Source organism: Streptomyces sp. NPDC043854 (assembly GCF_056436005.1).
This window is the reverse complement of record NZ_JBWKDK010000009.1, coordinates 54,739-67,370: the sequence shown is the minus strand read 5'-3', so window position 1 is coordinate 67,370 and position 12,632 is coordinate 54,739. Positions and strand designations below refer to the sequence as shown.

16 protein-coding genes are annotated in these 12,632 nt (G+C 73.0%); 5 read left to right on the top strand and 11 right to left on the bottom strand.

The genetic code is table 11. The features are described from left to right. Both AC068A_RS11355 and AC068A_RS11350 read right to left on the bottom strand, forming a co-directional pair. On the bottom strand, positions 1-253 hold a 253-nt coding region (locus AC068A_RS11355; RefSeq protein WP_478583734.1), incomplete at its 3' end, for a hypothetical protein. Positions 254-495: 242 nt separating this feature from the next. Beyond that, positions 496-1,254, bottom strand: coding sequence for a phosphoglyceromutase (locus AC068A_RS11350; protein WP_478583732.1), 759 nt, complete (start codon positions 1,252-1,254; stop codon positions 496-498). Positions 1,255-1,420: 166 nt separating this feature from the next. Here AC068A_RS11350 and AC068A_RS11345 point away from each other — a divergent pair, with 166 nt between their 5' ends. Then, positions 1,421-2,788 (top strand): MDR family MFS transporter, encoded by a 1,368-nt coding sequence (locus AC068A_RS11345; RefSeq protein WP_478583730.1) that lies wholly within the window; start codon positions 1,421-1,423, stop codon positions 2,786-2,788. Between the two features lie 18 nt (positions 2,789-2,806). Here the strand turns inward: AC068A_RS11345 and AC068A_RS11340 are convergent, their stop codons facing one another. From AC068A_RS11340 to mshA, 3 genes are all read right to left on the bottom strand, one after another. Beyond that, on the bottom strand, positions 2,807-3,313 hold the full coding sequence (locus tag AC068A_RS11340) for a DUF4396 domain-containing protein (RefSeq protein ID WP_478583728.1): 507 nt from the start codon (positions 3,311-3,313) through the stop codon (positions 2,807-2,809). A gap of 436 nt (positions 3,314-3,749) precedes the next feature. Next, positions 3,750-4,259, bottom strand: coding sequence for a type III secretion system chaperone family protein (locus tag AC068A_RS11335; RefSeq protein ID WP_478583727.1), 510 nt, complete (start codon positions 4,257-4,259; stop codon positions 3,750-3,752). Further along, complete coding sequence (gene mshA, locus AC068A_RS11330; protein WP_478583725.1) at positions 4,252-5,622, bottom strand: D-inositol-3-phosphate glycosyltransferase; 1,371 nt, start codon at positions 5,620-5,622, stop codon at positions 4,252-4,254. The genes AC068A_RS11335 and mshA overlap by 8 nt, the downstream gene beginning before the upstream one ends. A 389-nt stretch (positions 5,623-6,011) precedes the next feature. Between mshA and AC068A_RS11325 the strand changes: the two genes are divergently transcribed. The 3 genes from AC068A_RS11325 to AC068A_RS11315 all read left to right on the top strand — a co-directional run bounded on the left by AC068A_RS11325 (position 6,012) and on the right by AC068A_RS11315 (position 9,543). Beyond that, positions 6,012-6,737: a class I SAM-dependent methyltransferase gene (locus AC068A_RS11325; protein ID WP_478583931.1), complete on the top strand. Its 726-nt coding sequence runs from the start codon at positions 6,012-6,014 to the stop codon at positions 6,735-6,737. Between the two features lie 231 nt (positions 6,738-6,968). Then, positions 6,969-8,033: a C40 family peptidase gene (locus AC068A_RS11320; protein WP_478583724.1), complete on the top strand. Its 1,065-nt coding sequence runs from the start codon at positions 6,969-6,971 to the stop codon at positions 8,031-8,033. A gap of 229 nt (positions 8,034-8,262) precedes the next feature. Then, positions 8,263-9,543, top strand: coding sequence for a PP2C family protein-serine/threonine phosphatase (locus AC068A_RS11315; protein ID WP_478583722.1), 1,281 nt, complete (start codon positions 8,263-8,265; stop codon positions 9,541-9,543). Between the two features lie 102 nt (positions 9,544-9,645). Here AC068A_RS11315 and AC068A_RS11310 read toward each other — a convergent pair whose 3' ends face one another. The 5 genes from AC068A_RS11310 to AC068A_RS11290 all read right to left on the bottom strand — a co-directional run bounded on the left by AC068A_RS11310 (position 9,646) and on the right by AC068A_RS11290 (position 11,824). After that, complete coding sequence (locus AC068A_RS11310) at positions 9,646-9,984, bottom strand: DUF2516 family protein (protein ID WP_478583720.1); 339 nt, start codon at positions 9,982-9,984, stop codon at positions 9,646-9,648. A gap of 151 nt (positions 9,985-10,135) precedes the next feature. Continuing rightward, positions 10,136-10,696: a hypothetical protein gene (locus AC068A_RS11305; protein WP_478583718.1), complete on the bottom strand. Its 561-nt coding sequence runs from the start codon at positions 10,694-10,696 to the stop codon at positions 10,136-10,138. 25 nt (positions 10,697-10,721) lie between these two features. Continuing rightward, entirely contained in the window at positions 10,722-11,138 is a 417-nt protein-coding gene (locus AC068A_RS11300; protein ID WP_478583717.1) for a helix-turn-helix domain-containing protein, read from the bottom strand. 27 nt (positions 11,139-11,165) lie between these two features. Further along, on the bottom strand, positions 11,166-11,420 hold the full coding sequence (locus AC068A_RS11295; protein ID WP_478583715.1) for a DUF4386 family protein: 255 nt from the start codon (positions 11,418-11,420) through the stop codon (positions 11,166-11,168). Then, positions 11,375-11,824 (bottom strand): DUF4386 domain-containing protein, encoded by a 450-nt coding sequence (locus AC068A_RS11290; protein WP_478583714.1) that lies wholly within the window; start codon positions 11,822-11,824, stop codon positions 11,375-11,377. Before AC068A_RS11290 ends, AC068A_RS11295 begins: the two co-directional genes overlap by 46 nt. Here AC068A_RS11290 and AC068A_RS11285 point away from each other — a divergent pair. Beyond that, a complete protein-coding gene (locus AC068A_RS11285; RefSeq protein ID WP_478583712.1) occupies positions 11,823-12,005 on the top strand; it encodes a hypothetical protein in 183 nt (60 codons plus the stop codon). The genes AC068A_RS11290 and AC068A_RS11285 overlap by 2 nt on opposite strands. Here AC068A_RS11285 and AC068A_RS11280 read toward each other — a convergent pair. Continuing rightward, positions 11,996-12,580, bottom strand: a complete 585-nt coding sequence (locus tag AC068A_RS11280) for a hypothetical protein (protein ID WP_478583710.1) — start codon at positions 12,578-12,580, stop codon at positions 11,996-11,998. The genes AC068A_RS11285 and AC068A_RS11280 overlap by 10 nt on opposite strands. Between the last annotated feature and the right edge of the window lie 52 nt (positions 12,581-12,632).

The window sequence follows — 12,632 nt, the reverse complement described above, 5'->3', positions numbered from 1 at the left end:
CCGCCGGCGTGACACAGAGGCCGTCGCCGTCGAAGCTGTCGCGCCAGACGAAGCCCGGCTTGCAGTAGCTGCTCCCGGGCTCGCGGTTGGGATCCTCGGCGCGAACGCTCGTCACCGGGGACTGGGCCGGGGACGCGATCGCCGCGGATGCCGACAGGGCGACGGCGCCCGAGACCATGGCCGCTGCGGTGACGCACATCCCGAGGCGCGCGAGGTGCCGCTGCGGGGCGCGGGTGCGAAAGTAGTGGGACATATCTGCTCCTTGCAGTGCACATCCGTCGGCGGGAACCGGCGGATCTGTCCGGCCTCGCCGCGTTTCGGCGTGGCCACACGTCAAGTAAGAGCGATTGCGAAATGCGCGGCATGTCACGGAAAGACGTGGCTTGACGAGGAGGAGCGACCCTGGCGTCCTCCCCCGTCCGAGGCGGCCGCACATGGCGAAAGCCCCCTACAGACGGGACAAACCGCAGGTAGGGGGCTATTTCGCGAGGATGACTACTTCTTGCCCTGGTTCTTGACGGCCTCGATGGCGGCCGCGGCGGCCTCCGGGTCGAGGTAGGTGCCGCCCGGGTTGAGGGGCTTGAAGTCGGCGTCCAGCTCGTAGGAGAGCGGGATGCCGGTGGGGATGTTCAGGCCCGCGATGTCGGCGTCGGAGATGCCGTCGAGGTGCTTGACCAGGGCGCGCAGGGAGTTGCCGTGCGCGGCGACCAGGACGGTGCGGCCGGCGAGCAGGTCCGGGACGATGCCGTCGTACCAGTACGGCAGCATGCGCTGGACGACGTCCTTCAGGCACTCCGTCCTCGGCCGCAGCTCCGGCGGGATGGAGGCGTAGCGTGCGTCGTCCGACTGGGAGAACTCGGTGCCGTCCTCGAGGGCCGGCGGCGGGGTGTCGTACGAGCGGCGCCACAGCATGAACTGCTCCTCGCCGAACTCGGCGAGGGTCTGGGCCTTGTCCTTGCCCTGGAGCGCACCGTAGTGGCGCTCGTTCAGGCGCCAGGAGCGGTGGACGGGGATCCAGTGGCGGTCGGCGGCCTCCAGCGCGAGCTGCGCGGTGCGGATGGCGCGCTTCTGGAGGGACGTGTGGACCACGTCGGGGAGCAGGCCGGCGTCCTTGAGCAGCTCACCGCCGCGGACCGCCTCCTTCTCGCCCTTCTCGTTGAGGTTGACGTCCACCCAGCCGGTGAACAGGTTCTTCGCGTTCCACTCGCTCTCGCCGTGGCGGAGGAGGATCAGCTTGTACGGTGCGTCGGCCATGCGTACGAGCCTAATGGACGCTCCGGGGCAGCCGCGCGGGGCCGCCCCGGCCGGTGTCCCGGGGGTCGCGGATTGACGGTACGCGTCAATCGGGTGGCCTCGGAACGGCGGCGACCGTAGGGTGCGTAAAGCCAGAGGGCCACTTACATCGCCGGGGGGATTCCGTATGTCCGTGGGAAGTCTGAGACGTGCCGTGCACGAGAGCGTGTCGGGTCTACCGCGGACGTTCTGGTGGCTGTGGACGAGCACGCTGGTCAACCGGCTCGGGGCCTTCGTCGCCACCTTCATGACCCTGTACCTCACCCAGAAGTGGGGCTACTCGGCCTCCTACGCCGCCCTGGTGGTCGCCCTGCACGGGCTCGGCGGTGTGGTCTCCTCGCTGGTCGCCGGGGTGATGACGGACCGGCTCGGGCGCCGTCCCACCCTGTTCGCCGCCCAGGCCTCCACCGCCTTCTCGGTGGCGCTGCTCGGCTTCCTCGAGCACCCGGCGGCCATCGCCGCCGGCGCCGCCCTGGTCGGCTTCACCTCCAACGCGTCCCGCCCGGCGGTCCAGGCGATGATGGCCGACATCGTCCGCCCGGAGGACCGGGTGCGGGCGTTCGCCCTGAACTACTGGGCCATCAACCTCGGCTTCGCGATCAGCTCGGTCGCCGCCGGTCTGATCGCCGAACACAGCTACCTGGCGGGCTTCCTCGTCGAGGCCGCGCTGACACTGGCCTGCGCGGTGCTCGTGTGGATCAAGCTGCCCGAGTCCCGGCCGGAGCGCGACGCCGACGGCTCCGCGAAGGCCGCGCAGGAGGAGATCGGGCTCGGGACGGTGCTCCGCGACGGCCCGTTCATGGGCATGGTGGCCCTGTCCTTCCTCATCTCCATGCTGTTCGTGCAGTCCTCGGTCGGGCTGCCGGTGGCCATGGCCCAGGACGGCTTCTCGGCGGGCGACTACGGACTGGCCATCGCCGCGAACGGCGTGCTGATCGTGGCGCTCCAGATCCCGGTCACCCGGTTCATCGAGCACCGCGACCCGCAGAAGCTGCTGGTGGCCTCGGCCCTGCTGGCCGGGTACGGGTTCGGGATGACGGCCTTCGCCGGGTCGCTCGCGGTGTACGCGCTGACGGTGTGCGTGTGGACCCTGGCGGAGATCATCAACTCGCCGACCCAGATGAGCCTGGTCGTCCGGCTCTCCCCGCTGCACGGCCGCGGCCGCTACCAGGGCGTGTACACCCTGTCCTGGTCGGTGGCGTCGGTGCTGGCCCCGCTGCTGGCCGGCCATGTGATCGACACGTACGGGGCGGACTGGCTGTGGGCGTCCACGGCGGTGCTGGGCACGGCGGCCGCCGTCGGGTACTGGGTGCTGATGCGGGGGCTGCCGCGGGAGGCGCTCGAACCGGAGGAGCGGCCGGGCCCGGCCGCTCCGGCTCAGACCTCGGGGCCGGCTCCGGCTCACACCTCGGGTCCGGCTCGGGGTCCGGCTCCGACTCCGGCTCCGGACGCCCAGGGCCCCGCCCCGGAACCGGCGCCGGCGCCGGCGGCCTGACGCGGGCCCTCCCCCGGGTCAGCCGAGGCCGGCGAAGATCGCGGCCAGCAGGACGCCGGCGGCGAGGAAGAGGACCGTCAGCGTCGCCATGGCGGTCTTCTGCGCCCCGGTCACGTCCGGCTCCGGCATGGCCATGCCCGCATGCCGGGCGGGGGCGGCGGCCCCGGCGGCCGGCACGGGGGCGGGCGGCGGCACCGGTTCGCCGCCCTCGCCCAGCACGCGCACCGTTCCCATGCCGTGCTTCAGGTGGTTGGCCACCAGCCAGACGTTGACCGGATAGGCGAACGCCAGCCCGGCCAGGACGGCCAGCGAGAAGACCGCCCAGAAGCGGACGTCGGCGACGTCGCGGGCGGCCGGCACATGGCCGCGGAGGATCACGTTCACCGCGGCCATCGCGCCCATCACGCAGTTCATCGACAGCCACTCCGCGTACACCGTCGACCGGACGGCCCGCAGGTAGCCGCCGCCGAGCATGTCCCGCATGAACAGCGCCTGGAAGACCAGCAGCCCGAAGCCGAAGCCCACGGCGTACTCGAGCAGGCTGGGACCACGGCCGCAGCCCGAGCAGCGAGGCCACGACGGCCGCGACGATGATGCCGGTGGCATCGCCGGCCACGCAGTGGATGGTCGAGCCGAACGCCTGCTTCCACAGGGGTGCCACGAACCGCTCGTGGGTCCCGGGCCGGGGCTCCTTGCAGGACAGCACGTAGAGCGCCGCGCCGACCGGGCCGATCCACAGGGTCACCAGGACCCAGCCCCACTTCATCACGGTGAGTTCGGGATTCCGGGTGAACGCGTCGAGCGCCACGTACCCGGCGGACAGGAGGGCCAGGGCGAACCAGGCGTACATGAGTGCGTCGGCTGTGGTCCCGCTCATCCCGCCACGGTGCCGGGCGAGGACACCGCCGGGCGGGCCGACACACCCCCTCGCCGGCCTCCGCGCCCCGTTCGGCGCGGTGCGTCAGCCGGTCGGCCCGCCGGGCTCGCCCTCCGGCCGGGTGAGGTGGCGGAACGCGTCCAGGTTGAAGGTCGGCTCGCCGCGCGAGACCCGCCACTCGTACTCCCGCTTGATGGCGCCGGCGAAGCCCAGCTCCAGCAGGGTGTTGAAGGCGCCGTCCGCCGCCTCCAGGACGGTGCCCAGCAGCCGGTCCAGCTCCTCCGGGGTCACCACGGACAGCGGGAGCCGGCCCACCAGGTAGATGTCGCCGAGGCCGTCCACCGCGTAGCCCAGCCCGTACAGCTTGAGGTTGCGCTCCAGCAGCCAGCGGTGGACGCCGGCCTCGTTCTCGTCCGGGTGGCGGATGACGAAGGCGTTGACCGACAGCGAGTGCCGGCCCACCTTCAGGGAGCAGGTCGTGGACAGCTTGCGGGTGCCGGGGAGCTGGACGACGTAGGTGCCCGGCTGGGGGCTCTCCCAGCTCAGTTCCGCTCCGTTGAGCGCGTTCTCGATGATCGCGGCGGTGTCAGCCATGGTGGGAGCGTACGCGACGGCGGTGATCATGCATGGCCGCTGTGTACACGTCGGCCGTGCCGCTCGCGGCCGTGTCCCAGCCGAAGAACTGCGCGTGCCGGGCGGCCTCGGCGCCCATGCGGGCGGTGAGCCCGGGGTCGTCGACGAATCGCCGCAGCTCACGGGCGTAGTCCACGGGGTCGTGCCCGGGGACGAGGATGCCGGTGGCCCCGTCGTTGACGGCGACCGGCAGTCCGCCGACCTCGGCCGCCAGGACCGGCGTGCCGGTGGCCTGCGCCTCGATCGCGACGAGCCCGAAGGACTCGTTGTACGAGGGCATGACGAGCACGGACGCCGCCCGGAACCAGTCGGCGAGCCGGTCCTGGGCCACCGGCGGGTGGAAGTGCACCAGGTCGGCGATGCCGAGCTTCGCGGCGAGCTTCTGCAGGCCCTCCGGCTTGGCGAGCCCGCTGCCGCTCGGGCCGCCGACGACGGGTACGAACAGCCGCCGGCGCAGCGCGGGGTCCTGCTCGACGAGCACGGCGACCGCGCGGAGCAGCACGTCGGGGGCCTTGAGCGGCTGGATCCGCCCGGCGAACAGCGGGATGACGGCGTCCTGCGGCAGGCCCAGGCGGGCGCGGGCGGCGGCCCGGCCGTCGGCGACGGTGAAGCGGTCCAGGTTCACGCCGGGGTGGACGACGGCCACCTTGGCGGGGTCGGCGTCGTAGTGCCGTACGAGCTCCTCCGCCTCCTCGGCGGTGTTGGCGATGAGCCGGTCGGCGGCGGCCACGATCTGGGTCTCGCCGATGACGCGGGCGGCGGGCTCGGGGGTGTCGCCCTCGGCCAAGGCCGCGTTCTTGACCTTGGCCATGGTGTGCATGGCGTGGACGAGCGGGACGCCCCAGCGTTCGGCGGCGAGCCAGCCGACGTGCCCGGAGAGCCAGTAGTGGGAGTGGACGAGGTCGTAGTAGCCGGGGCGATGGCCGGCCCAGGCCTGCATCACGCCGTGGGTGAAGGCGCACAGCTGGGCGGGGAGCTCCTCCTTGGCGAGGCCTTCGTACGGGCCCGCGTCCACGTGCCGTACGAGGACGCCGGGGGCCAGCTCGACCACGGGCGGCAGGCCGCCTTCGGTGGCCCGGGTGAAGACCTCGACCTCTATGTTGATCGCGGCGAGGCGCTTGGCCAGCTCGACGATGTACACGTTCATGCCGCCGGCGTCGCCGGTGCCGGGCTGGTGCAGCGGCGAGGTGTGCACGCTGAGCATGGCCACGCGGCGCGGCTTGCGGTGGTGGCCCACGGAGGGCAGGCGCAGGCGCGGCGGGTCGTGGCGGGTGCCGCGGACGGCGGCGATCCGGCCGCCGATGCGGGACACGTACTGGCTCAAGGGAGCAGTTCCTCTCGCTCGGACCGATCTCGCTCGGACGACTCGGACGACTCGGACGGCGCCGTTGGAGCACGGCGGCGCTTCGGCGGCTGCCCGGCCGCGTCGGCGGGCATGCCGGAAGGAGCGCACCCGGCGCCCTCAAGGAGTGCAACCCGGATGGCTGCCCCCCGCATTCCGGGAGCCGGCGATTTTCCTCCGTCCTCGGGCGGCTTTTCCTCCGAGGGCGGCCCTCCGCTTACCCTCGGCCCATGTCCCAGCGCCCTCCCGTGCCCTCCGTCCGTGCCGACGGCCCCGGCGGAGCCTGCCGTTCCGGCAGCGGTTCCGGCGGCCGGTCGCGCCCCGTGGGCACGGTGACGCGCGGGACGACGAACCCGAACCGGCTGCGCCGCATGGACCGCTGGATCGCGGCCGTGCACGGGACGGCGCTGCGCCGCGCGGAGGCTCCGGTCGCGGTGGACCTGGGCTACGGGGCCGCGCCGTGGACGGCGGTCGAGCTGCTGGCGCGGCTGCGGGGGGCGGCGCCGGGGGTGCGGGTGGTCGGCATCGAGATCGAGCCGGCGCGGGTCGCGGCGGCGAAGCCGTACGAGCGGGACGGGCTCGGCTTCCGGCACGGCGGGTTCGAGGTGCCGCTGGCCGGCGGGGAGCGCCCGGCGCTGATCCGGGCGGCGAACGTGCTGCGCCAGTACGACGAGGAGCAGGTGGCCTCGGTCTGGGAGCGGCTGTGTGCCCGCCTGGCCCCGGACGGGCTGCTGGTCGAGGGGACGTGCGACGAGATCGGGCGGCGGCACGTGTGGGTCGCCTTGGGGCCCGAGGGGGCGCGCACGGTGACGTTCGCGACCCGGCTGGGCTCCCTGGAGCGCCCGTCCGATCTGGCGGAGCGGCTGCCGAAGGCGCTGATCCACCGCAATGTGCCGGGAGAGCCGGTGTACGCGTTCCTGCGCGACTTCGACCGGGCCTGGGCGGCGGCGGCCCCGTACGCCTCGTACGGGGCGCGGCAGCGCTGGATCCGGACGGCGCGGGCGCTGGCGGGCGACTGGCCGCTGACGGACGGTCCGGTGCGGTGGCGTCAAGGAGAACTGACGGTGCGCTGGGACGCGCTGCGCCCGGCGGGGTGAATCCGGGCGGACGGGGAACCGGTTGCCGGGGTGGCCCGTTGAGCTGTCGGGACTGTCTGTGGGACTGGTGGGGGCCCTTGCCACGGTGGACAAGATCGGCGCTGCGCCCGTGAGGGTGTTGGAATCCGCCGAGTCGTGGCACCATCCCGAGGGCAGCCAATGTTACTGATGGATAGTCAGATCCGATGGGGTGTCCGGCATCGGGTCCGACTCGGGGTACCTGGGGGGACCATGGGAACCGTGGAGCCGAAGCGGCGGCGCGGTGGCGCGTACGCCCTGACGCTGCTGTGCGCGACGGCCCTGCTCGCGGTGACTGCTCTGGGCGGCGTGGCCCAGGCGGCACCGGCGCCGGATCCCGGCGCCAAGTCCCTGGAAAAGGTGCGCAAGGACATAGAGGACCTCTACCGCCAGGCGGGCGCGGCGACGGACGCGTACAACCTCGCCGAGAGCGAGGCAAAGGCCCAGTCCGACCGGATCGTCGAGATCGCCAAGCAGGTCGTCGCCGGCCAGGAGCGGATCACCGCGCTGAAGAACCGCGCCGGCGCCGCCGCACGCGCCCAGTACCGCTCGGGCGGCCTGCCCGCCGGGGCCCGGCTCGCGCTGAGCAGCAGCCCGGTCCAGTTCCTCGACGGGACGGACCGGATCCGCCGCGGCGAGAAGGCCGCCACGGACCTGCTCTCCGAGATGAACCGCACCCAGAACGACCTTCAGCAGTACGCGAAGGACGCGAAGGCGGAGTGGGAGAAGCTCGAGGCCAACCGCATCAAGAAGGAGGCCTCGAAGAAGCAGGTCGAGGAGAAGATCAAGGCCGCGGAGGAGCTGGAGAGCAAGCTGGAGGCCGAGGAGAAGGCCCGGCTGCTCCAGCTTGAGCAGGAAGCGCAGTACAAGGCGCAGACGGCCTGGCTGTCGACGGGCGTCCTGAAGGAGGTCAACGGCTCGGCCACCGAGGCGGGCCGGAAGGCCGTGCAGTTCGCCACGCAGCAGATCGGCAAGCCGTACGTGTGGGGCGCCGAGGGGCCGAACTCGTTCGACTGCTCCGGCCTGACCTCGCAGGCCTGGCGGTCGGCCGGCAGGGGCATCCCCCGCACCTCGCAGGAGCAGCTGCGGCTGCTGCCCAAGATCGCGGTCAAGGACATGCGGCCCGGCGACCTGATCATCTACTTCGACGACGCGAGCCACGTCGGCATGTACGTCGGCGACGGCGCGATGGTCCACGCCCCGCGCCCCGGCCGGCAGGTCACCATCGCCGGCGCCGGATCCATGCCGATCAAGGCGGTGGTCCGCCCCGACGCGTGACCGTCAGGCGCGGGAGGAAGGGAACCTCCCGCGCCCCGCCGACGTCTCGTGGACCGGGACGAGAAGTTCCTCCGTCGTGACGTTCATCATTCGGCGAGGCGGAATTTCCCCCGCGATATGGCATATGCCTCCGTCTCTGGCGCGGAAGACCATTCCGCTCGCCCGCCGCGGACCGCTAGGGTCGGCCCGGACGAGCGCACCCTCGGGGGGAGGGAAGGAACCGGAGACGATGCCCGTACCCGTACCGCGGCAGAGGGAGATCCCCGCCACGGAGAGCGGTCAGGCCGTACTGCCCCAGGCGTCCCTGACCCTGCTGGTGATCGAGGACGACCCCGCGGGCGGTCTCACCGTTCCCGAGATCCTCGACGCCGACCGGCACCGCATCCGGCTGCGGACGGCCCGCAACCTCACCGAGGCCACCCGCCTGCTCACCCCGGACGTGCACTGCATCCTGCTGGACCTGGCCCTCCCGCGCGGCGGCGCGGGCTCCCGCACCGCGGGCGGCGCGGACACGGACCCGGACACGGACGCGGCCGACCAGCTCGACACCCTCCGCCGGGTCCTGCGCATCGCGCCCCGCCACGCCGTCCTCGTCCTCACCGCCGAGGCCGACGCCGAGCGCGCCGCCGAGGCCGTCCGCGTGGGCGCCCAGGACTTCCTCTTCCGCGACGAGCTGGACGGCCGGGTGCTGAGCCGCGCCATCCGCTACGCGGTGGAGCGGAAGCGGGCGGACATCGCCCAGTACAAGCTTGCAGAATCGAAACTGCGGGCCCAGGAGAACGCCCGACTGGAGCGCGGCCTGCTCCCCACCCCGCTCCTGGAGGGCTCCGACCTCCGCTTCGCCGCCCGCTACCGGCCCGGCCGCAGCCGCGCCCTGCTCGGCGGGGACTTCTACGACACCGTCCGCACCCCGGACGGCACCGTCCACGCGATGATCGGCGACGTCTGCGGCCACGGACCGGACGAGGCCGCCCTCGGCGTCGAGCTGCGCATCGCCTGGCGCGCCCTGACCCTGGCCGGCCTGTGCGGGGACGACCTGCTGGCCACCCTCCAGGAGGTGCTGGAGGTGGAGCGCCCCTGCGAGGAGATTTTCGCGACGCTGTGCACCGTGGACATCTCCCCCGACGGCCGCCGGGCCGGCCTGTGCCTGGCCGGCCATCCGGCCCCGCTGATATCCAGGCCGGGCGGTCCCGCGCGGCTGCTGCCGTACGAGAACAGCGGGCCGGCGCTCGGCCTGCTGCCGAAGGCCCGCTGGCCCCGCCGCCAGGTGGAGCTGGGCGGGAGCTGGAGCCTGATGCTCTACACCGACGGCCTGATCGAGGGCCGCGTCGGCGAGGGCAAGGAGCGGCTCGGGCAGGACGGCATGGTCGAGATGATCAACCGGCACCTGAGGTGCGGGCTGAGCGGCGAGGCCCTGCTGGAGGCCTCCGTCACCGAGGCCCGGCGCCTGAACGGCGGCGAGCTCACCGACGACGTGGCCGTGGTCCTGCTCTCCCGCAGCACGCCCTGAGCGCGGCCGGGACACCCGGCTGCCTGCGGGTACCCGCCCACCCGCCCCGGGAGCGGCCGGTGGGACGCGGGGCGGCGGGCCACAAGGCCGCGGGGCCGGCTGCTAGCGGCCGCCGTTGTACGGCCCGTAGGGACCGTCGCTGCTGCTGCCGCCGCTGCGCCGGCCGCCGCCCGAGACCTGCTTGAGGGCGGGCCGGACGTCGACGAGGAAGACGATCGTCGCCACGAGGCCGGCGATCTGCAGGAACAGCATCCCCAGGAAGAAGTCCACCACCACGGTCACGCCGAGGATGACCAGCCAGAACGTCTTCGTCTGCTTGTCGGCGGCGCGGTACGCGTCCTCGCGGGCCAGCAGCGCGAGGACGAAGGCCGCGACGGCGAGCGCCAGCATGGCGAACCCGAGCAACGGGAGCACCCCGTTATCGAACCCGTTCATCAACATCGACTCGACCGCCTCTCACACGTGGCACGCCTGACGTCCTCTGCCTCCACGCTACCGGCAGAGCGGCCTTCACCCACCACAACGGGCCGGACACCCCGCTGGTGCCCGGCCCGCCGTCATCCGCTGCTGCGCGGATCCGGCCTGCGCCGGATCACACCTCGGCCAGCTCGCCCTCGGCGGTTGTCTTCTTCCCGGGGGTCTTGCGCGTGGTGGTCTTCCGGGCGGCGGCCTTGTCCTCGCCCTCCGCGACCGCCGCGTCCTCGCGGGCCGGCTCGACCGCGACGGCGATGTCGACGATCTCCTCGGAGACCTCGCCCCGCCACGCCCGCACCGCCTGCTCGCCGTGCTCGGCGACCCGGTCGTAGGTCTCCTTGGCGCGCACCGCGTACTCGGCGGCCACGCCGACCCCGCGCAGCGCCAGGTCCTGCGCCTGCTCGCCGATCTTCTTCGCGTCGATCTTCGCGTCGAGGGCGCCGAGGACCTCGGCGACCTTGGCCGTGACGACCTCCTGCGCCTCGCGCGCCTTCTGCTGCACGACCTTCGGGTCGGTGTTCTTCACGGCCTCGAACCGCGCCGGGGCCTCGGTGCGCAGCTGCTCGATGAGGGCGGGCACCTTCTTGGCCTGCTGCATCGCGAGGTCGGCGGTGCCGGCGGCGAAGTAGAGCGGGGTCGGGTCGGCGAGAGTCTTCTTCAGGTCATCGGCGATGGCCATGTGGCTGGTCCTCCCGGATCACAGTTCAGTTCGTGGAGTGCTTCTCGTCGTCCCCGCCGGCCGGCCCGGCGGTGGCCGCGGGCGCCGTCTCGCCCTCGGCCGCGTTCTCCTTGCGGAACGACTCGTAAATCTGGAGCAGCACCTGCTTCTGCTGCTTGTTGATGGACGGATCGGCGAGTATGGCGGCCCGCGTCTCCACCTCGTCCCGGTCCCGCTCGTCGAGGATCCCGGCCTGCACGTACAGCGTTTCCGCGGAGATGCGCAGCGCCTTGGCGAGCTGCTGCAGGATGTCCGCGCTCGGCTTGCGCAGCCCGCGCTCGATCTGACTCAGGTACGGATTCGACACCCCCGCCGCGTCGGCCAGCTGCCGCAGCGAGAGCTGGGCCTGCCGCCGCTGCTCGCGGAGGAATTCGCCGAGATTCCCGACGTTGAGCGATGCCATGTTCCGCATCCTGCCGCACTTTGCTAACTATTGCAAGCAGCCGCTTGCAACAGCTCCCACCCCGACGCCGCGGACCTCCGCCCCTGCCTCCGTCTCCGCCTCCGGCCGGAAGCCCTTGACGGTGAGCCACACCGCCAGGGACAGCTCCCAGGCGAAGACCGGGAGCGCGGCCAGCGAGCCCCAGGCGGAGAGCTGCTCGTACGCGCCGAACAGCACGGCGGCCGCCGAGGCGAAGATCAGCGGGCCGCCGGCCAGCCCCAGCACGGCGATGCGCCGCGGCACCAGCCGCGAGCGGTACAGCAGGTACGCCACCAGCGCGGTGTTGGCGCCCAGACGAAGTTCGGGCCGAGCAGGAACGTCCAGTCGTGGACCGCGACCAGCGCCTGTCCGGCGGCGAGGAGCGCGGACGGGTCCGCCCCCGGCGCCGCGGCCTCCCGGCGCAGGGTGACCACCGCGAGCAGGCTGACGATGCCGACGCAGATGACGGCGGCCTCCAGGGTGCGCAGACCCAGGTACCCGACGGCGGCACCCCCGCCCTGCCGCCTGACCGCGGGGTAGAGCGCGATCGCGGCACCGACGACCGAGAGGGCGAGCACCACCTCGAAGAAGGCGCCCAGCAGGACGCGGGTGTCGGCCCCCCAGTAACCGGAGCAGGCGGCCGGGGCCGCGGCGGCGATGACCGCCATGGCAGCCTGGTACCCGCACATCGCGGAGATCGTCGGCTCCCGGCCCCACGACGGCTCGGCGGTCGTGGGCCACGGCTGCGACGACACCTACGAGTTCGAATTCGCCCTCGACCTCCTCCTGGACGGCTTCGAACGCCTCCACGCCCAGGGCTGGGGCTCCGCCGCACCGCGTCAGCCCTGAACCGGGCCGCCCCGTCCGCGGAGCCGGCGGTGGTACGCCAGGGTGAGCGCGCCCAGCAGCGGCCCCCAGGCGATCAGCGGGAGGTAGAGGAAACCGACGACGGTGGCGCCGAGCGGGGTCATGTCCGGATGCGGGACCATCCACCACAGCGCGAACGGCGTCCACACGGCGGTCAGGACGACGGCGGCCGACGCCGCCACCACCGTGACCGCCCGCGCCGGTACCCGCCGGCCGCCCAGCCACGGTATTCGGCGCGGGACGACCTCTCCCCAGGGGCGGACCAGCCCGAGCGCGAGCAGCGCCAGCAGCTCGCTCCCCACGCTGACGGCGGCCGTGTACACCCGGCCCCACCCCGGTATGCCGGCCGCCACGTACCCCGCCTCCGTGTACCCGACCAGGAAGCCGGCGGCCAGCAGCAGGCGCCAGAGGCCGGACGGCAGGGTGAGCAGCGTGATGGCATGGGCGGCGCGGACCGCCCAGCGGGGCGCTTCCGCAGCCGCAGCCGAAACCCGAGCCGCGACCGGGGCGGGGGCTGGGGCTGGGGCTGGGGCTGGCGCGTGCTGTCGATGCGTCATGCACACCATCGTGTCGGCCGGTTCGGCCCGCGGCATCAGCCCGCGGAACCGC